This window comes from Streptococcus oralis (genome assembly GCF_026782125.1).
Classification (GTDB): Bacteria; Bacillota; Bacilli; order Lactobacillales; family Streptococcaceae; genus Streptococcus; species Streptococcus oralis_CE.
Window position 1 is genome coordinate 62,469 of the sequence record NZ_JAKUVY010000007.1, and the last position, 25,319, is coordinate 87,787.

The 25,319-nt window shown below is 39.9% G+C and carries 32 protein-coding genes; 22 read left to right on the plus strand and 10 right to left on the minus strand.

Translation table 11 applies throughout. The features are described from left to right. The first annotated feature begins 28 nt into the window (after positions 1-28). From MK385_RS08175 to MK385_RS08210, 8 genes are all read left to right on the plus strand, one after another. Positions 29-727 carry a response regulator transcription factor gene (locus tag MK385_RS08175; RefSeq protein WP_033583600.1) on the plus strand — a complete coding sequence of 233 codons (699 nt, stop codon included), beginning with the start codon at positions 29-31 and terminating at the stop codon, positions 725-727. Then, a complete protein-coding gene (locus tag MK385_RS08180; RefSeq protein WP_000769387.1) occupies positions 724-1,758 on the plus strand; it encodes a sensor histidine kinase in 1,035 nt (344 codons plus the stop codon). The genes MK385_RS08175 and MK385_RS08180 overlap by 4 nt, the downstream gene beginning before the upstream one ends. Before the next feature lie 201 nt (positions 1,759-1,959). Further along, entirely contained in the window at positions 1,960-2,571 is a 612-nt protein-coding gene (gene rpsD, locus MK385_RS08185) for a 30S ribosomal protein S4 (protein WP_000092756.1), read from the plus strand. An 875-nt stretch (positions 2,572-3,446) separates the two neighbouring features. Next, positions 3,447-3,662: a hypothetical protein gene (locus MK385_RS08190; protein WP_000043341.1), complete on the plus strand. Its 216-nt coding sequence runs from the start codon at positions 3,447-3,449 to the stop codon at positions 3,660-3,662. A 72-nt stretch (positions 3,663-3,734) separates the two neighbouring features. Beyond that, the gene (locus MK385_RS08195; RefSeq protein WP_326845584.1) at positions 3,735-3,962 is read left to right on the plus strand and encodes a 16S rRNA processing protein RimM; all 228 of its coding nucleotides are present in this window, start codon (positions 3,735-3,737) and stop codon (positions 3,960-3,962) included. A gap of 113 nt (positions 3,963-4,075) precedes the next feature. Continuing rightward, positions 4,076-4,363 (plus strand): hypothetical protein, encoded by a 288-nt coding sequence (locus MK385_RS08200; RefSeq protein WP_000542381.1) that lies wholly within the window; start codon positions 4,076-4,078, stop codon positions 4,361-4,363. Further along, positions 4,364-4,555 carry a hypothetical protein gene (locus MK385_RS08205; RefSeq protein WP_000177340.1) on the plus strand — a complete coding sequence of 64 codons (192 nt, stop codon included), beginning with the start codon at positions 4,364-4,366 and terminating at the stop codon, positions 4,553-4,555. 66 nt (positions 4,556-4,621) lie between these two features. Further along, a complete protein-coding gene (locus MK385_RS08210) occupies positions 4,622-4,834 on the plus strand; it encodes a hypothetical protein (protein ID WP_000710706.1) in 213 nt (70 codons plus the stop codon). Positions 4,835-5,120: 286 nt separating this feature from the next. Here MK385_RS08210 and MK385_RS09805 read toward each other — a convergent pair whose 3' ends face one another. Continuing rightward, positions 5,121-5,306, minus strand: a complete 186-nt coding sequence (locus MK385_RS09805; RefSeq protein ID WP_009013804.1) for a hypothetical protein — start codon at positions 5,304-5,306, stop codon at positions 5,121-5,123. Positions 5,307-5,334: 28 nt separating this feature from the next. Here MK385_RS09805 and MK385_RS08215 point away from each other — a divergent pair, with 28 nt between their 5' ends. From MK385_RS08215 to MK385_RS08240, 6 genes are all read left to right on the plus strand, one after another. After that, a complete protein-coding gene (locus MK385_RS08215) occupies positions 5,335-5,949 on the plus strand; it encodes a CadD family cadmium resistance transporter (RefSeq protein WP_000250556.1) in 615 nt (204 codons plus the stop codon). Between the two features lie 11 nt (positions 5,950-5,960). Then, on the plus strand, positions 5,961-6,299 hold the full coding sequence (gene cadX, locus MK385_RS08220) for a Cd(II)/Zn(II)-sensing metalloregulatory transcriptional regulator CadX (RefSeq protein WP_000711083.1): 339 nt from the start codon (positions 5,961-5,963) through the stop codon (positions 6,297-6,299). Between the two features lie 449 nt (positions 6,300-6,748). Continuing rightward, positions 6,749-7,000, plus strand: a complete 252-nt coding sequence (locus tag MK385_RS08225) for a TMEM175 family protein (RefSeq protein ID WP_260469555.1) — start codon at positions 6,749-6,751, stop codon at positions 6,998-7,000. Beyond that, positions 6,925-7,266, plus strand: coding sequence for a hypothetical protein (locus MK385_RS08230; protein ID WP_000397556.1), 342 nt, complete (start codon positions 6,925-6,927; stop codon positions 7,264-7,266). Before MK385_RS08225 ends, MK385_RS08230 begins: the two co-directional genes overlap by 76 nt. A 13-nt stretch (positions 7,267-7,279) precedes the next feature. After that, a complete protein-coding gene (locus MK385_RS08235; RefSeq protein ID WP_001253404.1) occupies positions 7,280-7,603 on the plus strand; it encodes a potassium channel family protein in 324 nt (107 codons plus the stop codon). Next, on the plus strand, positions 7,600-8,649 hold the full coding sequence (locus MK385_RS08240) for a DUF389 domain-containing protein (protein WP_000126416.1): 1,050 nt from the start codon (positions 7,600-7,602) through the stop codon (positions 8,647-8,649). The genes MK385_RS08235 and MK385_RS08240 overlap by 4 nt, the downstream gene beginning before the upstream one ends. A gap of 535 nt (positions 8,650-9,184) precedes the next feature. Here MK385_RS08240 and rpmG read toward each other — a convergent pair. The 4 genes from rpmG to MK385_RS08260 all read right to left on the minus strand — a co-directional run bounded on the left by rpmG (position 9,185) and on the right by MK385_RS08260 (position 10,891). Then, entirely contained in the window at positions 9,185-9,334 is a 150-nt protein-coding gene (rpmG, locus tag MK385_RS08245; RefSeq protein WP_001265622.1) for a 50S ribosomal protein L33, read from the minus strand. A 15-nt stretch (positions 9,335-9,349) separates the two neighbouring features. Next, the gene (gene rpmF / locus MK385_RS08250; RefSeq protein WP_000290417.1) at positions 9,350-9,532 is read right to left on the minus strand and encodes a 50S ribosomal protein L32; all 183 of its coding nucleotides are present in this window, start codon (positions 9,530-9,532) and stop codon (positions 9,350-9,352) included. A gap of 148 nt (positions 9,533-9,680) precedes the next feature. Beyond that, a complete protein-coding gene (locus MK385_RS08255; RefSeq protein ID WP_000796544.1) occupies positions 9,681-9,881 on the minus strand; it encodes a type II toxin-antitoxin system antitoxin in 201 nt (66 codons plus the stop codon). A gap of 2 nt (positions 9,882-9,883) precedes the next feature. Then, positions 9,884-10,891, minus strand: coding sequence for an SPFH domain-containing protein (locus MK385_RS08260; RefSeq protein WP_000136839.1), 1,008 nt, complete (start codon positions 10,889-10,891; stop codon positions 9,884-9,886). A gap of 184 nt (positions 10,892-11,075) precedes the next feature. On the opposite strand from MK385_RS08260, the gene ilvD reads away from it, so the two are divergent. Further along, positions 11,076-12,779, plus strand: a complete 1,704-nt coding sequence (ilvD, locus tag MK385_RS08265; protein ID WP_268725793.1) for a dihydroxy-acid dehydratase — start codon at positions 11,076-11,078, stop codon at positions 12,777-12,779. Positions 12,780-12,944: 165 nt separating this feature from the next. On the opposite strand, the gene MK385_RS08270 is transcribed toward ilvD, so the two are convergent. Continuing rightward, complete coding sequence (locus MK385_RS08270; protein ID WP_001204052.1) at positions 12,945-13,286, minus strand: metal-sulfur cluster assembly factor; 342 nt, start codon at positions 13,284-13,286, stop codon at positions 12,945-12,947. Between the two features lie 123 nt (positions 13,287-13,409). Between MK385_RS08270 and MK385_RS08275 the strand changes: the two genes are divergently transcribed. The 7 genes from MK385_RS08275 (at position 13,410) to MK385_RS08305 (ending at position 20,997) form a co-directional block, all read left to right on the plus strand. After that, positions 13,410-14,276, plus strand: coding sequence for a helix-turn-helix domain-containing protein (locus MK385_RS08275; protein ID WP_268725794.1), 867 nt, complete (start codon positions 13,410-13,412; stop codon positions 14,274-14,276). Positions 14,277-14,458: 182 nt separating this feature from the next. After that, entirely contained in the window at positions 14,459-15,706 is a 1,248-nt protein-coding gene (locus MK385_RS08280; RefSeq protein ID WP_268725795.1) for an MFS transporter, read from the plus strand. 77 nt (positions 15,707-15,783) lie between these two features. Then, positions 15,784-17,064, plus strand: coding sequence for a histidine--tRNA ligase (gene hisS, locus MK385_RS08285; RefSeq protein ID WP_268725796.1), 1,281 nt, complete (start codon positions 15,784-15,786; stop codon positions 17,062-17,064). A 221-nt stretch (positions 17,065-17,285) separates the two neighbouring features. After that, a complete protein-coding gene (locus tag MK385_RS08290) occupies positions 17,286-17,927 on the plus strand; it encodes a CPBP family intramembrane glutamic endopeptidase (protein ID WP_125391831.1) in 642 nt (213 codons plus the stop codon). A gap of 17 nt (positions 17,928-17,944) precedes the next feature. Then, entirely contained in the window at positions 17,945-18,163 is a 219-nt protein-coding gene (locus MK385_RS08295) for a hypothetical protein (protein ID WP_000832178.1), read from the plus strand. 151 nt (positions 18,164-18,314) lie between these two features. Then, the gene (gene aspS / locus MK385_RS08300) at positions 18,315-20,078 is read left to right on the plus strand and encodes an aspartate--tRNA ligase (protein ID WP_125391830.1); all 1,764 of its coding nucleotides are present in this window, start codon (positions 18,315-18,317) and stop codon (positions 20,076-20,078) included. Continuing rightward, positions 20,056-20,997 (plus strand): YitT family protein, encoded by a 942-nt coding sequence (locus MK385_RS08305; protein WP_125391829.1) that lies wholly within the window; start codon positions 20,056-20,058, stop codon positions 20,995-20,997. The genes aspS and MK385_RS08305 overlap by 23 nt, the downstream gene beginning before the upstream one ends. 33 nt (positions 20,998-21,030) lie before the next feature. On the opposite strand, the gene MK385_RS08310 is transcribed toward MK385_RS08305, so the two are convergent. From MK385_RS08310 to MK385_RS08325, 4 genes are all read right to left on the minus strand, one after another. Beyond that, positions 21,031-22,017 carry a LacI family DNA-binding transcriptional regulator gene (locus MK385_RS08310; protein WP_268725797.1) on the minus strand — a complete coding sequence of 329 codons (987 nt, stop codon included), beginning with the start codon at positions 22,015-22,017 and terminating at the stop codon, positions 21,031-21,033. A 9-nt stretch (positions 22,018-22,026) separates the two neighbouring features. Beyond that, positions 22,027-22,827 carry a DUF1189 domain-containing protein gene (locus MK385_RS08315; RefSeq protein ID WP_268703424.1) on the minus strand — a complete coding sequence of 267 codons (801 nt, stop codon included), beginning with the start codon at positions 22,825-22,827 and terminating at the stop codon, positions 22,027-22,029. 298 nt (positions 22,828-23,125) lie between these two features. Then, the gene (locus MK385_RS08320) at positions 23,126-23,968 is read right to left on the minus strand and encodes a sugar ABC transporter permease (protein WP_001065656.1); all 843 of its coding nucleotides are present in this window, start codon (positions 23,966-23,968) and stop codon (positions 23,126-23,128) included. Between the two features lies 1 nt (position 23,969). Continuing rightward, on the minus strand, positions 23,970-25,262 hold the full coding sequence (locus tag MK385_RS08325) for a carbohydrate ABC transporter permease (protein ID WP_000431414.1): 1,293 nt from the start codon (positions 25,260-25,262) through the stop codon (positions 23,970-23,972). Between the last annotated feature and the right edge of the window lie 57 nt (positions 25,263-25,319).

Sequence of the window (25,319 nt, forward strand, 5' to 3'; positions counted from 1 at the left end):
AACACTGTTTTTATCGAAGGAGTGTCAGATGAAAAAGACAATTTTGCTGGTTGATGATGAAATAGATATTCTAGATATTCAACACCGCTATCTTATACAGGCGGGTTACGACGTTTTGGTCGCCCATGATGGCAAGGAGGGATTAGAGCTTTTCAGAAAAAAATCTATCGACCTCATTATCACAGATATCATGATGCCCAATATGGACGGGTATGATTTTATCAGTGAAGTTCAGTATATCGCTCCGGATCAACCCTTCCTCTTTACAACTGCTAAGACAAGCGAACAGGATAAGATTTATGGATTAAGTTTGGGGGCAGATGATTTTATAGTCAAACCCTTTAGCCCACGCGAATTGGTTTTAAGAGTGAATAATATCTTGCGTCGCCTTAGCCGTGGAGGAGAGACAGAACAGATCGAGTTTGGTGACTTAGTGATCAACCATGTGACTCATGAGGTTCGCATTGGGGAGCAACCTTTGGAATTGACAGTAAAATCCTTTGAACTTCTATGGATATTAGCCAGCAATCCCGAGAGAGTCTTTTCAAAGACGGAACTTTATGAGAAGGTATGGCAAGAGGACTATGTGGATGATACCAATACACTCAATGTTCATATCCATGCTTTGAGGCAAGAGTTGACCAAGTATACGAATTCAAATGCTCCTGCTATCAAAACTGTCTGGGGTTTGGGTTATAAGATGGAAAGACCAAGAGGTAGAACATGAAATTAAAAAACTATATTTTAGTGGGGTATCTAGTGTCGACTCTACTAACGATTTTGGTCGTTTTCTGGGCAGTCCAACGGATGTTGATCGAGAAAAGTGAAGTTTACTTTCTCGTTGGAATGACCTTGATTGCTAGTTTCATTGGCGCTGCAGTGAGCATCTTTCTTTTGTCGCCAGTGTTCTCTTCTCTGAAACATTTGAAAAAACAAGCTCAGGATATAGCAAGCAAGGATTTCAGCACAGAAATTGAAACCAAGGGACCATTAGAATTTCAAGAGCTGGGCCAGGCTTTTAATGACATGTCCCACAATTTGCAAGCCACCTTTCAATCACTTGATGAGAGCGAGCAAGAAAAGAGAATGATGATTGCGCAGCTCTCTCACGATATTAAAACTCCCATTACCTCCATTCAGGTTACTGTGGAGGGAATTCTAGATGGAGTGATTAAGGAAGAGGAGCGACTCCACTACTTAGCCACGATTGGTCGGCAAACCGAGCGTCTAAACAAGCTAGTGGAGGAATTGGATGTTCTGACTCTTAACACCCAACCTCAAGATACTGCTGATGAAGAAGTCGAAGAGGTCTTTTTAGATCAGCTGTTGATTGAGTCAATGAGTGAATTTCAACTCCAGATTGAACAAGAGGAGCGAGATGTTTACATTCAAGTATCACCTGAGTCGGCGAAAATCAAGAGCCATTCTGACAAACTTTCTCGCATTCTGGTCAATTTGTTAAACAATGCCTTTAAATATTCAGAACCAGGAACCAGAATCGAGGTTCTTGCCCAATTAACAGAACAAGAGCTGAGAATCAGTGTGAAAGACGAGGGTCAGGGAATCCTTCCTGAGGATTTGGAAAAGATCTTTAAACGACTTTATCGTGTAGAAACTTCGCGCAATATGAAGACAGGTGGACATGGATTAGGACTTGCGATTGCACGCGAACTAGCCCATCAGCTTGGTGGCGAAATCACAGCAGAAAGTCAATATGGCTTAGGAAGCAAATTTACATTCAGCCTCAATTTGAAATAAAGCTGTAAAATCCCTTTACATATCTAGCTTTTCATGGTACAATAGCCTTTGTGTGAAATAGCAGCAGGAAAGCATGAAGCTCGTCAACAGGTGTCTTATGACAAGTAACCTTGGCTGTTTAGGCGAAGGGCATCTGCACGAATCAGGGCTTTCTAAGTGACTATTTCCGCCAAATATTATTTATATCAGGAGGACATACATATGTCACGTTATACAGGACCATCTTGGAAACAAGCTCGTCGCCTTGGCCTTTCACTTACAGGTACAGGTAAAGAATTGGCACGTCGTAACTACGTACCAGGACAACACGGACCAAACAACCGTTCTAAATTGTCAGAATACGGTTTGCAATTGGCTGAAAAACAAAAACTTCGTTTCACTTACGGTGTAGGTGAAAAACAATTCCGTAACTTGTTCGTACAAGCTACAAAAATCAAAGGCGGAATCCTAGGTTTCAACTTCATGCTTCTTTTGGAACGTCGTTTGGATAACGTTGTTTACCGTCTTGGTCTTGCGACTACTCGTCGTCAAGCTCGTCAATTCGTAAACCACGGTCACATCCTTGTTGACGGAAAACGCGTTGATATCCCATCATACCGTGTAACTCCAGGTCAAGTAATCTCAGTTCGTGAAAAATCATTGAAAGTTCCAGCAATCCTTGAAGCAGTAGAAGCTACTCTTGGACGTCCAGCATTCGTATCATTCGATGCTGAAAAATTGGAAGGTTCATTGACTCGCTTGCCAGAACGCGACGAAATCAACCCAGAAATCAACGAAGCACTTGTCGTTGAATTCTACAACAAGATGCTTTAATTTTAAGAAATATCTTACAGAAAGCCTACAACAGTGGGCTTTTTGCTTTGTCTTAAAAGGTTGATTTCTGGGTTTGCTTAGATATTTGCTAGATTGATTTCATTGCTGCTTCAAAGAATGAGACGGCTTTTTTTGCGTTCTCTTTTGAGAGGTAAAAAGAAGCGTGACCCTCCCACAGCTATAGAGCTTTTAGGCGGGAAAACCACACTTCTTTCTTGAATTAATTTTACATCATTTTGACTTAAAAAACAAATAGAGGCGTCCCACCTCCTACCGCAGAAAGATCTGTTTCAAGGGGAGATGGAAAACCTCTATTCGTTAATTTAATTATAGCCTAAAAAACTTTTAAATACAAGGCTATTGAGATAGTAAGGGGGAAAAAAGAAGTAACCATCATTCCGACCACATAGTAGACAGGGGGGAACAAGATTACTTCCTTTATTTACTTAAGTATACAACATTTTTACAAGAAAGCAAAGTAGCAGGTTAGTCTAATGGGGTGCTTGTTGTACTTTAGCAAGTAAGGTGTGCTATAATGCTTTTAACAGGAACTAAAAGCCATTAGTAAATAACTAATATTGGGTCATATTGTTCCGATGTTAGAGAGAAGGAACTTAATGAAATTATGGGAATATGTTGATAAAAATGTTCGCCTTATTTTAGAAGATGGGGCCTACATCAAGGGTAGGGTGGTTGATTGATTTGACAGTTATGCTTTAGATGCTCCTGACGAATTAGTCATAGATGATCGCTCATATCCTGAAGATATTATCAAGGAAATAAAAATTATTAGAGCTTAGTTCAACCTAGGCGATTTTATCGACTAACTATAAAAAGTATAAGAACTATCGAAAAAATAGCAGAGAGGAAAATAAATGAGTAAACAGCTTTGGAAGTATCTTCGATCAAGGGTTCAGATAGTCACTAATTGCGATAAGATAATCAAGGGACGTGTCATAGACTTTGTTGACGAAATGGACAATGATGAGCAAGATGAAATCACTATTCTCATTGCTAATCCTAGTCCAGATGAAGCTACTGAAATTTCTCTCTTTGAGAGTGAGATTGTCTCGATTAAAACAATCTCATAGGACTTAGAACAATCTAGGTGCTTTTACCTGCCTTATTTGAAAGAAAACACTATGGAAAAGGATTTAGTTTATATGGCAATATTAGATGATTTACAAGAGTTATATGACAATGGTTGGGATGCCTCTTTTGATTATAATGGTCAAGTATGTGGGGTTTTTCCTAATTCTGTTCATGATATTGTAGTGGTGATTGGAGATAAGGAATACCAGGTATCATCATTCATTGATCTGATTTCTCTAAAAATTGACGATAACACTTTAGTAGAAATTATGGATGGAATTGAAGTGCAGTATTATTAAAATAAAAATCATCTTTGATGAATGAACTGCACCCCAAAAATTAGATTTTGTCTGTTAAATTTTTGGAACGTAGCTCAATATGCTACAACGTTCTTATTAGGAGGGGAAGGGTAATGGGTTATAGTCAACAAGTATTAGACATGCTCCAGCAAACAGTCAGTGGTCAGATTGATAATTTTTGGGATTTTTCCTTTACGTTTAACGCTCTTTTTGGAGAAGATGCGGAATTTTCCGAGGCTTGGGATAATGAAAACTCTGAAATGTTTGACGCTCTCAATGACTTTGAGTTGATGATATTTTTAGAGGAACATGATCCAAGCGACAAACAAGGTTTTATCGATTTCTTAACACCTTACTACGAAAAAGCAAAGCAATTAGCCAATATTGAAAGGAATATTTAAATGACACTCTGGAAATTTAACCGTACAGATGTAATTATCACGTTAAAAAATGGCGCGGTAGTTAGAGGATTTGTAGAAGACTATTGTGACGCCTCTGACAATGACGAGGAGATTGACTCCTTGCTGGTAGATGTTGATGGAACTCTTTATGAATATTTTGAAGATGAAATCGTCAGCATCATAGAAAGCTAGTAGTGGGAATAGAATCTAAGGAAAAAATCTTGTTTGTTGAGATTGTTTTAGTTGGGATGGTCCTATATGAAAAAGGATGAAATTAAAAAATATTTAGACAAAGATCTTGAATTTAATTATAATAGCCGAGGTGCTTGCTTTTTATCGAGTATATGTGTAGTTGGTTATGATTATGAAGGTCAGCAGTTTGATACAATTGATGAAGCTATGGAAGCTAAAGTATTTGACGGGAAAAGCTTAGTAGATATATGGGATGAAGTTTTTCCACAAGTTTTTTAAAATGAAAAGCACCTTTGATGAACTGCACCCCAAAAGTTAGATTTTTTCTGTCTAACTTTTGGGGTGCAGTTCAAATGTATGAGATATTTTTAGTTTTGATTTAATTTCGATATTTTTCCGGAAAATACTTATTTTTCGGAAAGTCAAGATTTTGTTATTATTTATGATATACTGGTACCGTAATTATATCCTTACAGAGGTTAAGTAAGGGTTTCAGTACACGTCAATAGATGTCAAAATATTGATTTTAAGCGATTTTTGATTTTTGGAAACTCATTATATCGCACTACAAATCAATAAAAACTCTACCTTTTACTCTACCTTTTTTAGATAAATATATCATCTGGATATTGAAGTTAAGCCCTGCTATCATTTCGATGGCAGGGCTTTTTAATGTTTGGGACACTACCTTCTTATCTATATTTTGATGGAGCTGAAGTTGACATCTACAAAGTTTAATGTTAAAATACATTCAAAAATATATTTGAATGAGGTGCTTTATGGTTCAAAATGTTGTTACTTCAATAATCCTGTATTCTGGGACAGCCGTAGACTTACTTATTATCCTAATGTTATTTTTTGCCAAAAGAAAAAGCAGAAAAGACATCATTAACATCTATTTAGGACAATTTCTAGGCTCTGTTAGTCTAATATTGCTAAGTTTACTTTTTGCATTTGTCTTAAATTATATTCCTAGTAAAGAGATTTTAGGTTTGCTCGGTTTGATTCCAATTTTCCTAGGACTCAAAGTTTTGCTTTTAGGAGATTCTGATGGAGAAGCTATTGCAAAAGATGGTTTGCGCAAAGATAATAAAAACCTGATTTTTCTAGTCGCTATGATTACTTTTGCAAGTTGTGGTGCTGACAATATTGGTGTTTTTGTCCCATATTTTATTACCTTAAATTTAGCGAATTTGATAGTGGCTTTACTTACCTTTCTAGTCATGATTTATCTCTTGGTTTTTTCTGCCCAAAAATTGGCACAAGTCCCTTCTGTTGGAGAAACTTTGGAAAAATATAGCAGATGGTTTATTGCCGTTGTTTATTTAGGACTGGGGATGTATATCCTGATTGAAAACAACAGCTTTAACATGCTAAGGACTGTGTTCGGCTAGGAGAAAAAATTATGAAAAAAGATAGTATCTGCCAAGTGAATATTATAAATCAGCAAAATGTTACAACCGCAACGAACTACCTTGAAAAGGAAAAAGTCCAAAAATCACTTCGTATTTTATCAAAGTTTACCGATAATAAACAGATAAATATCATCTTTTATCTCCTTGCTGTTGAAGAACTCTGTGTCTGTGATATAGCCTGTTTACTAAATCTCAGTATGGCATCTGCCTCCCACCATCTTCGTAAACTAGCCAATCAAAACATCTTGGATACTAGAAGAGAGGGGAAAATTATATATTATTTTATAAAAGATGAGGAAATCAAAGACTTTTTTAATCAACTAGGATAACAACTATTTTTACTACTTTATCATGATTATATATAGGACTTATCTATGAAATTTTTTGATAAAAATTACTCACATGAAAGACTACTCGTAGCAAATCTTTAAGAAAAAAGTATAATTTAAAGCAAAGCGACCTAGGTAATGCAGGTCAAGTTAGCCAAGTTTAAAAGGGAGAAATCTGAAAGAAAATGTATCTTTGATAGTAGTCATTTATTGTGAAATATGATATATTTATTGATTAGATGGATGAATATTTCTAAAGTTAAATAAAATATGACAGATACATGCTTTTTAGTGTATCTTGTTTGTACTCAAAATATGAAGTGACTATCCAATATTTAAGATTAATAAATATTATACGATGAGATAGAATACTACAAAATGAAAGGCAACGTAATCTGATGAAGAAAGACAGATTAATTGTATTGACAGATGCTGTTCTAGCAATTATTATGACCATCTTGATTTTAGAGTTAGAAAAACCAACAACACCAAGTCTTGAAGCTTTTTGGGATTTACGGCAAAATTTCTTTGCTTGTTTTCTTTCCTTTTTCTGGTTGGGATCGTTATGGATGGCACTAAACACATTATGGGAAAAGGTTGAGAAAATTTCCTCAGAAATTATTTGGTGGAATTTGTTTCTACTCTTGGAGCGGCAGGAGTTCTCTTTGGAGAATTTCATGCCATCCAAGATACCAGTCTGAATGATGTGGTGGACCGGATCTATATAAATGTCAAGGATTTACCGTTTCAGTCCTTGGGAGCTTTAGCTAATATCCTGTCTGATGTTAAGAAGGGACTGATTCAAGACAGTCATATCTGGTCTTTCTTCCAGTCATTTTTCAAACAATATCAGTTGATAATCAGCTTAAATCAGATCTATCAGTTTGTCTATCTTTCTCTGATGGAGATCATGTCCTATCTTCACTTTGATTATTGGAAAAAACGGCTCGGTCAGGAGCTAGTATGAATAAGGAGAACAAATGAGACGTTTAAAAATGTTATGGCATATTATACAGGTTACGGGTTTTACTCGGTTTGCTCTGAGTTTTGTGACCTTTGTTTTTGGGTCAGGAGGCGTGCTTTTCCTAGTTGAACCTGCTATCACAAATTACGGAGACGGTCTTTGGTATGCTTTTGTGACTTCGACGACTGTCGGCTACGGGGATCTCCTAGCTGTGACCTTGATTGGAAGGATTACCAGTGTCTTCTTGACGATTTATGGGCTCATATTTTTTGGCTGTTTATCAGCTGTTATTATTAATTATTATACCGATTTAAATAAGGAAAGAGGAGAGGACAAATGACTGCCAATTATTCAACACGGGAATACCGTGAGAAATTATACGATGACCTTCATGTTCGATTGAGAGATACAGCGATTTTGATGTGTGCAATTTTTATTGCCTCTATCGGTCTAAATATGAATTCAACAGCTGTTATTATTGGAGCCATGTTAATTTCACCTCTCATGACACCGATTGTTGGACTGGGATTCGGTTTAGCTATTTTTGATACGCGTTTAATCAAGCAATCTCTAGAGGTTTTATTGACTCAAGTGTTGGTCAGTTTGCTTGTCTCGACTCTGTATTTCTGGATTTCTCCCTTGTCTTATGCAAGTAGCGAGTTGATCGCACGAACCTCTCCAACCATTTGGGATGTTCTCATTGCTATTGCTGGTGGGATTGCTGGTGTGATCGGTTCAAGGAAAAAAGAAGCAAACAATATCGTGCCAGGAGTAGCCATTGCTACAGCTTTGATGCCGCCTATCTGTACTGCTGGCTATGGTTTAGCTAATGGGAATGTACGATTTTTATTGGGGGCTCTCTATCTTTTCTTGATCAACTGTGTCTTTATCATGCTAGCCAACATTGTTGGAACAAGAATTTTGATGAGAAAATCTCCTTTAACTTCATTTAAAGAGCTGAGCATTAAAATGAGAATTGGCTTGATTTCTTTGATTGTATTGTTGATTCTTCCAGCTAGCTATTCGGCAGTTACTCTGACAATAGAACAAGCGCGCAAAGAAGGGATCAAACAGTTTGTAGGAAAAGAGTTCGCCAATTATACGGTTATTAATCAAGTCTACAAGTCAAGTAACAATGAATTGGTCTTGACGGTTGTTGGAGATCCGATTTCAGAAGAAGAATTAGAAACACTCCACCAAAAACAAGCCTCTTACGGTATTCAATCTGTTCAATTGAAAGTGAATCAAGTTCAGAACTCGCCAACATTAGATAGTGAAGCGACCAAGGAATTTTATGAAAACATTGACAAGTATATTGATCAAAAACTCTCTGAAAAAGATTCACAAAACGATCTCGTAAAAGAAAATGAAGCAGACAAGGATTGAGGACAATGAACTGAATCGGTTTTTACGCCGTGTTTTTCTTGTATCTTCCTCTTTCTTACTTATAGCAGGTTGTTTTTGCTTGAATAAGAAATAAATTAGAAGTTCTATCATCTAAGAAAAATGATGAAAAAAATCATTTAACTAATGGTGTGAACGTTTAGTGTTTATCAGCTCCATTCTCTGTAATTTTGGGGGTAAAATCCACACCATTTAGATAAAATTAGTTGAATTTGATTGGAAAAACGCTTTTATAAAAGCGGAGAAAAGTCTTGATATTACGCTGTTTTTAGTCCAACTGAAATTCATACTTTCCAAACCAGGTCTTACGATTTGTAAGTAAAAGAGCAAATAAAAAAGAGGAGCTTGACACTAAAGTTCCTCTTCTTTTTAAATAAACGAATCAGTTTCTTATTACATAAAAGGTAGTGAAAAAGGTAGTGATTCGATTGATTCATATCGCAATGTAGTGAAATTTCGAAATTCAAGAATTGCTTTAAATCAAGGTTTCTAAAGTCTACTGACGTGTAGTGAACCCTTATTTAACCTCTGTAAACACAACGTGTTTGCGAAGTTTTGGTGAGTATTTCTTCAATTGAAGACGGTCTGGAGTGTTACGTTTGTTTTTAGAAGTAAGGTACAAGCGTTCACCAGATTCTTTGTGTTCAAGTGTGATATTTACGCGCATGGTATCTCCCTTCTATTATTCAGCTGATGCAGCTTTAGCGATTTTACGTCCTTTGTAGTATCCTTTAAGTGATACACGGTGAGAACGTGAGTAATCTCCAGTAGTTTCGTCAAAGTTTACAGATGGAGCTGTTACTTTGTAGTGGGTACGACGTTTGTTTTTCTTCGCTTTTGAAGTGCGACGTGCAGGTACTGCCATTTTGATTTCTCCTTTTAAGATATAATTCAGTTAGGTTTGATTTTCATCAACTTTAATAGTATATCAAAACTTTTTTGTAAAGTAAAGTTACTTGACAAAAAAAAGATGAAAAAATTCTCCTGTCCGATCTAGCAGACAGGAGAAGGTGTTAAATATCAATCTCAAATGGTTCGTCAATGGTTTCTGATACGTATTTTCCGTCTTTCTTCCGTTGCTTGACACACTCTGTAAGGAGATATTCGATTTGCCCATTGACTGAACGAAAGTCGTCTTCTGCCCATGATGCGAGTGCAGCGTATAACTTTGTTGAGAGTCGAAGGGGAATCTGCTTTTTTTTAGCTTCAGCCATCTTTAGTAAAGACTTCCTGCGTTGACAATTGGTTGTGCATCATGATTACCACAGAGAACGACTAGGAGATTTGAAACCATGGCAGCTTTTCGTTCTTCGTCAAGTTCTACCAATTCTCCTTCATTGAGACGTTCTAGTGCCATTTCAACCATTCCCACAGCGCCGTCTACAATCATCTTACGGGCATCAATAATGGCAGATGCTTGTTGGCGTTGAAGCATAACAGCTGCAATTTCTGGTGCATAAGCTAGATAAGTGATACGTGCTTCAAGGATTTCCAAGCCAGCATCTTCTACGCGACTTTGGATTTCTTCACGAATACGGTTAGCTACAATTTCACTAGAGCCACGGAGACTACCTTCATCTGCTTGTCCATCCCCTGTAGTATCTACATTAGGAGACACATCGTAAGGATAGATGCGGACAATATTACGAAGGGCGCTATCACACTGCAATGAGAGATATTCTTTATAGTTATCAACGTTGAAGACTGCTTTGGCTGTATCGACAACTCTCCAAGTTACCGCAATTCCAATTTCAACAGGGTTACCTAAGCAATCGTTAATCTTTTGACGGGAATTGCTCAAAGTCATAACTTTGAGGGAAATCTGTTTCTTGCCAATTTCAAGGTTTACATCATTGCCATTTGATGATTTCATTCCTGAAAAAGGAGATTTTGTGCTAACATCACCACTTTGACCAAGTCGAGTGTGGTTTGCAGGGTTGACTGCTATGCTAAAAGGATTGACAAAGTAAAAACCAGGTTCTTTGATGGTACCTGTATAATTACCAAAGAGGGTCAAAACCAGAGCTTCCTGAGGTTTGACAACTTTTAAACCAGCATGAGCTAGAACTGAAATTAAGATTAATAAAAGACCGATAATAATTCCAAAAACGTTTTCCGAACCAGCACCCATTATAAATATAAAGATACCAAGTACGAGTGTCAATTCAATGAGAATTAATGCGAATACACCATTTGGTTTTGAATTGATTAGTTTTTCAGTCATAAGAATGACCTCCTGCTTTATGATATCTAAATGATATCACTTTAATTTATAAAGTCAAGAAATAAATGTAACATTTTTAAAGAAAATATTGCTGTATAGAATTTTCTGAAAATTCAAGAATTTTCTTCTGTTCATTGCCTTTAAAATGTGCTATAATAGTAAAAACTGAAACGGGAGGGATAAGATGACTGAATTAGATAAACGTCACCGCAGTAGCATTTATGATAGCATGGTTAAATCACCAAACCGTGCTATGCTTCGAGCGACTGGTATGACAGATAAGGACTTTGAAACACCGATTGTGGGAGTGATTTCGACTTGGGCGGAAAATACACCATGTAACATTCACTTGCATGATTTCGGGAAATTAGCTAAAGAAGGTGTCAAATCTGCAGGTGCTTGGCCTGTACAGTTTGGAACCATTACCGTAGCGGACGGGATTGCCATGGGAACGCCTGGTATGCGTTTCTCTCTAACATCTCGTGATATCATTGCGGACTCTATCGAGGCGGCGATGGGTGGTCACAACGTCGATGCCTTCGTTGCTATCGGTGGCTGCGACAAGAACATGCCTGGTTCTATGATTGCTATTGCCAACATGGATATTCCAGCTATTTTCGCCTATGGTGGTACTATTGCACCGGGAAATCTTGATGGCAAAGATATTGACTTGGTTTCTGTTTTTGAGGGAATCGGAAAATGGAACCATGGTGACATGACAGCTGAGGACGTAAAACGTCTTGAATGTAATGCCTGCCCTGGCCCTGGTGGCTGTGGTGGTATGTATACAGCTAATACCATGGCGACTGCTATCGAAGTTCTCGGTATGAGTTTGCCAGGATCTTCATCTCACCCAGCTGAATCAGCCGACAAGAAAGAAGATATCGAAGCAGCAGGACGTGCTGTTGTTAAGATGCTGGAGCTTGGACTCAAACCATCAGATATCTTGACTCGTGAAGCCTTTGAAGATGCCATCACTGTAACGATGGCTCTCGGTGGTTCTACAAACGCCACTCTTCACTTGCTTGCCATTGCCCATGCTGCTAATGTTGACTTGTCACTTGAGGACTTCAATACGATCCAAGAACGTGTGCCTCACTTGGCTGATTTGAAACCATCTGGTCAGTATGTCTTCCAAGACCTCTACGAAGTCGGTGGTGTACCTGCGGTTATGAAGTACCTGTTGGCAAATGGTTTCCTTCATGGCGACCGCATCACATGTACTGGTAAGACAGTCGCTGAAAACTTGGCTGACTTTGCAGACCTTACACCAGGTCAAAAAGTCATCATGCCACTTGAAAATCCAAAACGTGCAGACGGTCCGCTTATTATCTTGAACGGGAACCTTGCCCCTGATGGCGCGGTTGCCAAGGTATCAGGTGTTAAAGTGCGTCGTCACGTTGGACCAGCTAAGGTCTTTGACTCAGAAGAAGATGCTATTCAGGCCGTTCTGACAGATGAAATCGTTGATGGCGATGTAGTCGTTGTTCGTTTCGTTGGACCTAAGGGTGGTCCTGGTATGCCTGAGATGCTATCACTTTCATCCATGATCGTTGGTAAAGGTCAAGGAGATAAGGTTGCCCTCTTGACAGACGGACGTTTCTCTGGTGGTACTTATGGTCTGGTTGTCGGACATATCGCCCCTGAAGCTCAGGATGGTGGACCGATTGCCTACCTCCGTACAGGTGATATCGTCACGGTCGACCAAGATACCAAAGAAATTTCCATGGCCGTATCCGAAGAAGAACTTGAAAAACGCAAGGCAGCAACAACCTTGCCACCACTTTACAGCCGTGGTGTCCTCGGTAAATATGCCCATATCGTATCATCTGCTTCACGCGGGGCCGTGACGGACTTCTGGAATATGGACAAGTCAGGTAAAAAATAAATTCATACTCTTCGAAAATCTCTTCAAACCACGTCAACGTCGCCTTGCCGTACTCAAGTACAGCCTGCGGCTAGTTTCCTAGTTTGCTCTTTGATTTTCATTGAGTATCAAAAAGCAAGCCATCTTCGGCTTGCTTCTTTTTATCTTCAAAAGTGATTTGCCTGCTTAACGAGGTGGCAGTCCAAGGGCAATACGGCCGTAGCGACTGATTCGTGTAATCTTCCAGGCAGGCGACCAGGTAACTTCAACCTTGACATCTTCGATACCCTCGATTTGTTTCAGACCTGCCACAATTTCGATAGGCAAGCTTTCTGCGCAATCGCAGGCAGTATCAGTGAAGGTCATGACAATCTTGCAGAGCCCTGTTTCATCCAGATTGATTTCATAAATCAAGCCCAGATTATACACATCCAATTCCACATCTGTATCAAAAACCTTCTCTAGTTTTTCGATAATTTGGTCTTGTAAGGCCAAAGCGCGGTCATTGATTTTGATATCGTCTCTCATAACAGTCCCTCCACGTGATAAATATCCTCTATTTTCTCATAATTCTGACAATTTGGCAAGTTTTTGATGAATTTTCTGAAAAATATGATAAAATGAAGAAAATACTCAATTAAGGGGAAGTCTATGGAGCAGATTGGAAAAGTCTTTAGACAATTACGAGAGTCAAGAAATATCTCGCTGAGACAAGCAACTGGTGGACAATTTTCGCCGTCCATGTTGTCCCGATTTGAAACAGGTCAGAGTGAACTTTCGGTGGGAAAGTTTCTGTTTGCCCTAGAAAATATATCTGCGAGTGTAGAGGAAATCCTCTTTCTGGCGAGAGGTTTTCAGTATGATACAGATTCTGAGTTGAGAAAAGAAATCACAGATATCTTGGACCCAAAGAACATAGCACCTCTTGAGGATTTGTATCATAAGGAGTATCAAAAGCATGCTGATTCTCAAAACAAACAGAAACATATTCTAAATGCCATTATGATCAAGTCTTATATGAAGAGCATGGATGAAACGGTAGAGTTAACAGCAGAGGAAGGGAAAGTCCTTCATGATTACCTGTTTTCTACCGAGATTTGGGGAATCTATGAACTCAATTTGTTCTCAGTCAGTTCTCCGTTCTTGTCTGTTTCTCTTTTTACTAGATATGTACGAGAAATGGTCCGCAAATCCGATTTTCTAATGGAAATGTCTAGTAGTCGAAACCTTTTTCATACTATGCTATTGAATGGTTTTTTAGCCAGCATTGAGTGTGAAGAATTTACCAATGCCTCTTATTTTAAACGTGTCATCAAAGAGCATTTCTACAAGGAAAATGAGACCTATTTCCGAATTGTCTATTTGTGGGCTGAAGGTCTTCTTGATAGCAAGCAGGGTAGAGTCAAGGAAGGTCAGAAAAAGATGGAAGATGCTGTCCATATTTTTGAGATGCTTGGTTGTAACAAATCTGCTGAATACTACAGAAATACAACCGATTGTTTAATATCTGCAAACTAAGAAAATAATTTGAAAATTTAAGCGATAGAACTTTTGACTACTCTCAGGTCGTTACAAAAGTTCTATCGTTTCTTTGCTCATTTTGTGTGTTGCATATATTCAAAAGTTTTCCCTTTCAATTTCTAAGTGCTATACTATAGTCATACTTCATATAGGGATTATAACAAGAAGGGAGATTACCTATGAAACTATTGTTTAGAAATCAAGCTTATCGACTCTTGACTTTGTCGCGCTTCTTCAATGCCTTTGGTGCTTCGATTTTTAACCTGGTATTTATCGTTTATGCATCGACCTTGCCACAAGCCTCTTTTGCTGTTGCTATGGCGAATATTGTCATGATTCTTCCGACTCTCTTTACAGTTTTTGTAGGGATTCGGGCAGATTACACAAGGGACAAGGTCAAATGGATGGTCTATAGCGGTTTGTTTCAGGCGGTTTTATTTTTTCTGGCAGCCCTAGTTGTTCAGCAAGCTAGTCTCTTTGCCTTTTCTAGCCTGTGTTTGATCAATGTCATCAGTGATGTGATCAGTGATTTTGCAGGTGGTTTGCGCATGCCTCTTATTAAGGAAAAAGTGGCTGAAAATGATTTGATGGAGGCTTATTCTTTTTCCCAGTTTATCACCTATATTTCAGCTATTGGTGGTCAAGCTTTTGGAGTCTGGCTTTTAGGTCTATCGGTCAACAATTTTTCCCTTGTTGCGGGAATCAATGCCTGCTTTTTCCTAGTATCAGCCTTTATTCTCTTTTTAGGAAAAAGCAAATTAAGCCTGTCAATGTCATCTGCTGATGGTGAAAAACTAAAAAATGAGAAGCTTTCTATCAAAGACCAGTTCCTAACAATTTACCGAAATTTACGTCTCGTTTTTCTTAAAGGTGGACAGAAAAACTTTGGTTTCATGATCTTTGCTGTCTTGCTTATCAATGCCTTGGGTGGGGCTTTAGGAAGCATCTATAACATCTTCTTTTTGAGCCATTCACTCTTGAATTTTTCTTACACAGAGGCACTATTTATCAATCAAGCCTGTGTTTTAGTAGCAGTCATCATCAGTAGCCTCACGGGCAATGATTATTTTGGGAAGGAGTCTTTGCCTAGATTGATGATGTGGGCGACCGTAGGACTCAGTCTAGTTGGTCTAGCTAACGTATTTAATCAAGTCGTGCTTGGTTTACTATTTCTCTTTTTAACTCTGTATGTGTCTGGTAAAGTTCAACCAAAGATTAGTGCCATGCTCATGAAAAATCTAGATCCAGAGGTTCTAGCTCGTACCAGTAATTTTTTGGGTTTATTGTTTACCTTATCCATACCTGTGGGAACAGCTTGTTTTTCACTTATAGCTGTATGGAATATACAGTTGACTTGGATGCTATTTGTTGGTCTTTCCTTACTAGCTATTCTTTTGACAGTTATTAATCTCAAAAATGATATCTAAATCCTAATTTTTTTCTCACTGTTTTAATCCCTTTATTTATGGTAAAATAAGACTATTAAGTTTAAAGAGGATTCCCTATGAAATTACAAAAACCAAAAGGAACGCAGGATATTTTACCTGCTGAGTCTGCTAAGTGGCAGTACGTTGAGGGCTTTGCCCGTGAAATTTTCAAGCGTTATAACTATGCAGAAGTGCGCACGCCTATTTTTGAGCATTACGAGGTCATCAGCCGTTCTGTCGGGGACACAACTGATATCGTAACCAAGGAAATGTACGACTTTTACGACAAGGGAGACCGCCATATTACCCTTCGTCCTGAAGGAACTGCGCCCGTTGTCCGTTCTTATGTGGAAAATAAACTCTTCGCCCCAGAGGTGCAAAAGCCAAGTAAGTTCTATTACATGGGCCCAATGTTCCGTTATGAGCGTCCACAGGCAGGTCGTTTGCGTCAGTTCCACCAGATCGGTGTTGAGTGCTTTGGTTCTAGCAATCCAGCTACCGATGTGGAAACCATCGCTATGGCAGCCCATTTCTTGAAAGAAATCGGCATTAAAGGTGTGAAATTGCATCTCAACACTCTGGGAAATCCTGAGAGCCGTGCGGCTTACCGTCAAGCCTTGATTGACTATTTGACACCGCTCAAGGAGACCTTGTCTAAGGATAGCCAACGTCGTTTGGAGGAAAATCCTCTTCGTGTCTTGGACTCTAAAGAGAAAGAAGACAAGGTGGCAGTGGAGAATGCGCCGTCTATCTTGGATTTCCTTGATGAAGAAAGCCAAGCTCACTTTGATGCTGTGCGTCAGATGTTGGAAAATCTGGGTGTAGACTATATCATCGATACCAATATGGTGCGTGGTCTGGACTACTACAACCACACCATTTTCGAGTTTATCACTGAGATCGAGGGCAATGACTTGACCGTCTGTGCGGGTGGTCGCTACGATGGTTTGGTTGCCTACTTTGGTGGCCCTGAAACTGCTGGATTTGGTTTTGGACTTGGTGTAGAACGTCTACTTCTCATCCTTGAAAAGCAAGGGGTGGCCCTCCCTATCGAGAATGCCCTAGATGTCTATATCGCAGTCTTGGGAGAAGGCGCAAATGTTAAGGCCTTGGGATTGGTACAAGCCCTTCGCCAACAAGGATTCAAAGCAGAGCGTGACTATCTCAACCGTAAACTCAAAGCTCAGTTTAAGTCAGCCGATGTCTTTGCGGCTAAGACTCTCATTACTTTAGGCGAGAGTGAAGTCGAAAGCGGACAAGTGACAGTTAAGAACAACCAAACTCGAGAAGAAGTGGAAGTTACGCTCGATACAATCAGCCAAAATTTCTCTCAAGTCTTTGAAAAATTAGGATTTTAATGACAGATAAACTGGTCGGGATCTTATTCCTGACCCTCTTTTTCCTAGGATCAACATTGCTCTTGCTTGCTCAAAAATATCTTTATAAAACCATTACTACCGTTTCTATTTTTGCAAGAGGAATTCACTGATTAGCCCTTTTAGTTGCGACTGTATTCCACATTTTTATCAAAATGATGTGAATAACAATGCTAAGTCTTCATTTCAAATAGGAGTCTTTTATGAAACTACTTAAAAATCTTGGCTGGTTTCTTCTAGCTATTCTATCCTTTTACTTTGGCTATGGTCTGATTCAGAGTATGGCTTTATCAGCGCTTGACCTAGGGGCTTCGATCTTTGGAGTCTTGCCACTCTATATCGTCCTGTCAGGGGCCTATGTTTATGGAGTTTACAGATGGTATCAGACAGAAAAGGTTAGCATCCAGACAACAGCTTTTAATCGTTATATCTGGTTGCCAACCCTAGTTTTGCTAGTGGCGATTATAGCCCAGTTCTTTTTGCCAGAAGATCCGTCGGTCAATCAACAAATCGTATCACAATTGACAGTTGCTCAGCCTGTCTTTGGTTTCTTTATGGTGGTAGTCTTTGCTCCTCTGACGGAAGAACTCATCTTTAGAGGGATGCTGGCGCGCTATCTCTTTCCTGAGCAGAACAACAGCAAACAGACAGCTCTGTTTCTCCTCGTATCGAGTGTGCTTTTTGCCTTGATTCATTTTCCAGGGACTTTGCAACAGTTTTTAGTTTATGCTAGTCTGGGATTGAGTTTGGGTCTGGCTTATGTGAGTCGAAAAGGTCTTCTTTACAGCATTTCTCTCCACGCTTTGAATAATTTAATCGGCTTTTTGATGATACTCATGCTATAATAGAGTCAGGAGGTCACATGAAACGAGTAATTTTATTAGCAGTGATACAGGCGGTCGTTCTCTTCTTTATCATCGGGGCACTTGCCTATGCCTTTAAAGGCGACTTCTTTTACAACTATCTAGCGGTTGTCTTTGCGCCTATTGCAGGTGTCTTGCGTTTTGCGACAGCTTATGCGACGGAGATTGTTCTACCTAAAAAGGCAGCTGAGATTGCTGAAAAGCGTAAAAAAGGTTAAGAATCATAATCAGAGAATCCGATGACGTTTTCATCGGATTTTTTGTCTGTTCGTTTTGATTTCTAAAGACAATCAAACTTTTCTGCTGATTTTCATGAAGAGCCTGCGCTTTTATGGTAAAATAGTAACAGAATAAAAGAGGAGAGAAAATATGAAACGTAGTATGTATGCTGGTCGTGTTCGTGAGGAGCACATCGGACAAGAAATTACTTTGAAAGGATGGGTTGGCCGTCGTCGTGACTTGGGTGGTTTAATCTTTATCGACCTTCGTGACCGTGAAGGAATCATGCAGTTGGTTATCAACCCTGAAAAAGTTTCAGCAGAAGTTATGGCAACAGCTGAAAGCCTTCGTAGCGAATTTGTCATCGAGGTGACTGGACAAGTTGCTGCGCGTGAGCAAGCCAATGATAAGTTGCCAACGGGTGCAGTTGAGTTGAACGTGACAGCTCTGGCAGTGCTGAATACAGCTAAAACAACACCTTTTGAGATTAAAGATGGGATTGAGGCCAATGACGATACACGTTTGCGTTACCGTTACCTTGACCTTCGTCGTCCAGAAATGCTAGAAAACCTTAAGCTTCGTGCTAAGGTGACTCACTCTATCCGTAATTACTTGGATGAGTTGGAGTTTATCGATGTGGAGACGCCATTCCTTTCTAAATCAACGCCAGAAGGGGCGCGTGACTATTTGGTGCCATCTCGTGTCAATAAAGGGCATTTCTACGCTCTTCCTCAAAGTCCACAAATCACTAAGCAACTCTTGATGAATGCTGGGTTTGACCGTTACTACCAAATCGTTAAATGTTTCCGTGACGAGGACTTGCGTGGTGACCGTCAGCCTGAGTTCACCCAGGTCGACTTAGAAACGTCTTTCCTTACGGAGCAAGAAATCCAAGATATTACAGAAGGCTTGATTGCGCGCGTGATGAAGGAAACAAAAGGAATTGAAGTAACCCTTCCCTTCCCTCGTATGAAGTATGACGATGCTATGGCCCTTTACGGTTCTGACAAGCCAGATACACGTTTTGACATGTTGCTTCAGGACTTGACAGAAGTTGTCAAGGGTGTTGATTTCAAAGTCTTTTCAGAAGCTCCTGCTGTAAAAGCCATTGTGGTTAAAGGAGCAGCAGATAACTATTCACGTAAAGACATTGACAAGATGACCGAAGTAGCCAAACAGTACGGTGCCAAAGGTCTTGCTTGGGTCAAGGTAGTTGATGGAGAATTAAACGGACCGGTTGCCAAGTTCTTGACTGGGATCCAAGCAGACTTGACTGCAGCGCTTGGTCTTGAAGACAAGGATTTGGTTCTCTTTGTGGCGGATACGCTTGAAGTGGCGAATGCAACCCTTGGTGCCCTTCGTGGTCGTATTGCTAAAGAGCTTGGCTTGATTGATAGCGATAAATTCAATTTCCTTTGGGTGGTTGATTGGCCAATGTTTGAATGGTCTGAAGAAGAAGACCGCTACATGAGCGCCCACCATCCGTTTACCCTTCCACAGGAAGAAACAGCTCACGAATTAGAAGGTGATTTGGCTAAGGTTCGTGCCATTGCCTACGATATCGTTTTGAACGGCTATGAGCTTGGTGGTGGTAGTCTTCGTATCAACCAAAAAGACCTTCAAGAACGTATGTTCAAAGCACTTGGTTTCTCAGCTGAGGAAGCAAATGACCAGTTTGGTTTCCTTCTTGAAGCCATGGACTATGGATTCCCACCACACGGTGGTCTGGCTATCGGTCTTGACCGTTTTGTGATGCTCTTAGCAGGAGAAGAAAATATTCGTGAAGTCATTGCCTTTCCTAAGAACAATAAGGCAACCGATCCAATGACACAAGCTCCATCAACAGTCGCTCTCAAACAACTAGAGGAACTCAGCTTACAAGTAGAAGAAGATGAAACAAGCAAAACGAATTAAGCGGTGGCGCTATTATCTGCGCCGCTTTGCTTATCAGATAAAAATCTTACGAGTTTTACAAAGTATCTCTCGGGAAAAATATGATGAGAAAGTATCGGCTTCTCTGGTTTATGGCTTTTTGTCAGCAGTAGCAGTCAATTTCTTTTTTCAACCAGGGCACGTTTACTCCAGTGGCGCGACGGGTCTGGCACAGATTATCTCTGCCTTGAGTAATCACTGGTTTGGTTTTTACATTCCGATATCGCTAACCTTTTATGCTATCAATTTTCCGTTGATGATTTTGGCTTGGTATCAGATTGGGCATAAGTTTACAATCTTTACCTTTATCACAGTATCCATGAGTTCCCTCTTTATCCAGCTTGTGCCAGTTGTGACCTTGACAGAGGATCCCATCATCAATGCCCTTTTTGGGGGCGTTGTCATGGGCTTGGGGATTGGTTTTGCGCTCCGTAACAATATTTCAAGCGGAGGTACAGATATCGTCAGTTTGACCATTCGAAAGAAAACGGGTAAGAATGTCGGTAGTATTTCTTTCCTGGTAAATGGAACCATCATGCTGATAGCAGGTTTGACCTTTGGTTGGAAATATGCCCTCTACTCCATGATTACCATCTTTGTCTCCAGTCGTGTGACGGACGCGGTCTTTACAAAGCAGAAACGCATGCAGGCCATGATTGTGACCAATAATCCTGACAAGGTAATCGAAAAAATCCATAAAAAATTGCACCGAGGCGCTACCATGATCCACGATGCAGAAGGAACCTATAATCATGAGAGAAAAGCAGTTTTGATTACTGTTATCACGCGAGCAGAGTTTAATGATTTTAAACACATTATGAAACAGGTCGATCCGACAGCCTTTGTCTCTGTATCCGAAAATGTCCACATCCTAGGACGATTCGTAGAAACAGACAATTAATAATACTCAAAAGACCAGCCTTGGAGCTGGTCTTTATTTTTCAATAATTTTGTGCCCAATCAACTGGCGGTAACAAATTTGTTTATTGTTTTTGGCATCGTTGATTATCTGGAGAATGGTTTCAAAGGAAACACGTCCAAGTTCCAAGCTATTGATATCAACATAGGCTGCCAAGTTCAGTTTAGGGTTGACCGAGTCAAAGCTGAGGACAGGGACATCCAGTTGGTGTTTTGCGATGTAATCACAGACCCCTGCAGCAAGAAGGCTATCAATAGTAATAATAGCATCAATATTTGGATCATGTTCGAAGAGAAGTTTACTAAAGCGATAACCATTATCTTCAAGAAATTCGGTCGCAAAGTAGGTCAGATTTGGATCAATAGGAAGTTGGTATTGTTTAAGAGCTAACTCATAACCCATTAGACGATCTTGTGTTACGAAAAGTTTTTTGGTTCCTCCGATAAAAGCAATTCGCTTGCATCCTTTTTTGATGAAATACTCTGTCGCATCAAAGCCCGCTTGGACATTGTCATTATCAACAAGAGGGATAAAGGGTGAAGTAGATTTTCCGAGAATGAGGAAAGGGAACTGCTCATCGGCTACTAGTTTGACCAGAGGATCCTCTTCCTCAGCGTAGAGGAAAATCAAACCGTCAACACGCTTGCCATAAACCATCTGAGAAATAGCTTTGAGCCGCTCTTTTGCATCTTTCCCCGTTGCAATCTGAATAGCATAGTGGTTTTCAGACGCGACTTGGGCGATACCACGAAGGACAGATGGGAAGAAAGGATTTTGGTAAAAGGCATCCGAGTCATCAGGAAGCACCAGGCCGATAACCTGAGTATAGCTACTTACCAAGCTACGAGCATTGAGGTTGGGATGGTAGTTGAGCTCCTTCATCGCCTTGCGAACTCGTTTTTTGGTTTCATCACTAATCGTTGATTTGTTTTGAATAACGCGGGTAACAGTTGAAGGTGAGACACCTGCTGCCTTGGCCACGTCTTTAATCGTAACGGGCATAAAAATCTCCTATTTATGATAATCTGGATCACGGAAGTGTGTCTTGTAAAAAATGGTGACCAGATAAAGAACAAAAAGAATGTTTTGTACAGTGATAAGGGTTGCCATATTTTGGCCAAAAAGTCCCAAAATAAGCGTAATCAGAGTGGGTAATCCTAAACAGTTCAAGATAAAATGGTAGCACTCTTTAAAGGTCCTAAATGAAAAGAGGCGTGATTTTTTGGTGATATAAAGGAGGAGACTAGCTCCAAGAGAGACAATGAAGAAATTCAATCCAAAGAGGAAGCTAGCACCAAGGACGAGAAAGAGACTGATATAGACCCGATTTTGTTGGTACCAATCTTTAGAAATGGCTTGGGTTAGATCTTCCTTACTCTGGAAACTCTCCGTTTGAATCGCGTGGTAGCGAATGCGAGTTAGTTCCTTACTTTCCTTACTGATGACGAGTTCTTCCGTATCAAAATGAAGTTGCAAGTCCTTTGGCAATTCTTTGTTTTGGCTTGGGCCAATTAAAAGAGAAGGCTGCTGATTTTTAGTTCCAGCATAGCTCAGTTTTCCATCTATTATCTGCGCATTCTCCGACAAATCCATGATCGCTTCATCTGTCAGGGGTGTGTAGACATTATCGATAAACGTATCCAGTGGATACGTTTCCTGTGAGCTGTTTTGAATGGCAATTGGAACCATAGACAAGCTGATGAGGAAAATGCTAGTAAAGAGGAGTTGAAACCAGTTGAGTCCAAAACGTTTTGACAGGGGCTTACGAAATCCCCAAATACTTGAAAAATATGAAAATGGATATGGAAGCATAGGCATCTTTCTAAAAGTGTTTTCTATATGAGTATTATTATATAGAGAAATGTGCTTTATTTCAAGTCTAGGAGACAAATTGCTTGCTTCAAGAATAGTTTTATAGTCACAAGCTCTAATACTCAATGAAAATCAAAGAGCAAACTAGGAAGCTAGCCGCAGGTTGCTCAAAGCACTGCTTTGAGGTTGTAGATAAGACTGACGAAGTCAGTTACATATATCTACGGCAAGGCGAAGCTGACGTGGTTTGAATTTGATTTTCGAAGAGTATAAAATGAAAAAGGGTGGCGGGGATAAATTATCCCTTGTCGCCACCACTTGTAAGTCCTGAAACAAAGTTCTTTTGTAGGAAGAAGAAGAGAATACAGATTGGAAGGGCGATGAGGATAGCACCTGCTGAGAAGTAGGCAATCTTCAAGTTTTTCACATTGCTGACAAAGGTCTGTAGACCAACGGCAACTGTAAAGTATTCTTTCTCACGAAGCAAGAAACTAGAGAGGATATAGTCTCCGAAAGGTCCCATGAAGGCCCAGAGCGCTTGTACTGCAACCATTGGGCGAACGAGTGGGAGAACAATTTGCCAGAAGCGACGGAAGTGTCCTGCACCATCTAGTTTTGCTGATTCATCAAGAGACATCGGTACTGTGTCGAAGTAGCCTTTCATCAACCAAGCATTCATCGGGATACCACCACCGACATATAGGAAGATGAGGAACCAGCTTTGGTTAAGGGCATTCAACATAAGGGCCATAACGAAGAAGGCTGTCAAAGCGGCCATAGTTGGCACCATTTGGATAATCAAGAAGAAGACCAAACTTTGTTTACGAGCCAAGAAGTTGTAACGGCTGTAGGCATAACCAGCAAGTACGATGATACTTGTTTGAACAGCCATTGTAATCAAGGCGATAATCAAAGTGTTGAGGTACCAAGTGCCGTACAAGGTTTCAGTGAAGAGCCCTTGGAAGTTGGCAAAGCTAAAGTCGACGTTAGCATCTAGTTTAAAAGCTACGACGTTACCAGTCTTGAAGGCTGACATAATAGTAATCAAAAGTGGATAGATAATCACGATTGAAAGACCAATCAAGTAGAGGTAAGTGAGGGTTTGAGTCAGTCTACGTTTGAGTTTGATTGAGTTATTCATCTTAGACGTCCTCCATATCAAATGCGTGTAGTTTCTTGAATGCGATCATAGAGATAGAGATGACAATGATAGAGATGATCAAGGTAACAGCTGCCGCCATAGAGTATTGAGGAGATGTACCTGTTGTCAAGCGATAAATCCATGAGATCAAGATATCAGTTGAACCGGCTCCACCACCAACGCTACCAGGACCTCCGCCGTTGAAGAGGTACATGATAGAGAAGTTGTTAAAGTTGAAGGTGTATTGGCTGATCAATGTTGGTGCTGCAACAGCCAAAATCATAGGGAAAGTGATGTTGCGGAATTTTTGCCAAGCATTGGCACCATCGATATAAGCCGCTTCGTAGAGGTCGTTAGGAATTGACTGCAAGATACCCAAAGTCAAAACGTAGATGTATGGGAATCCTAGCCAACCTTGCATCATAATCAAGGCAATCTTCGTCCAAGTTGGGTCTGTTTTCCAAGGGATAAGAGCACCGTCAAGGAAAGGAAGAACCTTAGCCAAGATAGGCAATACTTGAGTGTTGATCGCTCCGACACTATCGTTAAACATGTTTGAGAATGTCAAGATAGTGATGAAGGCTGGAACAGCCCAAGGAAGAAGGAAAATAACACCAAAGATACGTTTTCCTTTGATAAATGGTTGGTTAGCAATGATAGCTGTGAAGATACCAATCACAATCTGCAAAGTAGAAGCAGACAAGGCCCAGATGATGGTCCAAGAAAGAACCGCACCGAAGGCTGAACGGAAGGTACTTAAGCTCCAGATGTTTGTAAAGTTCGTCAAGCCAACCCAGTCCAACAATTTGTTTGGTGGCAAGTGTTGGAAGTCATAGTTGGTAAAGGCAATCATCAAGGTTACGATAACTGGGAAGATAATCGCAAATGTCATTGCTACATACGATGGGATAATCAAAAGGTATGGGAATCCATTCTCATAAATACCTTTGATCATATCTTTAAAAGTCCGTGGGACAGGAATTCCATTGTTAATACGTTTTGCGATTGTATGTGCATCTTTAATATTTGAGAAATAAAAGAGCACATAAACGACTACAAAGATTAAATGGAAGGCACCACGAATCAACATAAAGAGGGAATTATCACGACCTGGCTTGTCACCAAGAGTGATCAAATTGTGCAATTCAGGGGCTGCAAGTGCTAGGAAATAAAGAACAAATACGATAGTGACACCAAGGAAGATAAAACCTTTGGCCTTTTGTTTATTGTAAATCTGTCCTAACCCAGGAATCACTGAAAGCAAGGCTGCTTTGCTAGGTTGTTGGTTTTCCATGAATACTCCTTTCATAGGATACGAGATTGAAGTTTGTCTCCAATTACTAGATAGGCA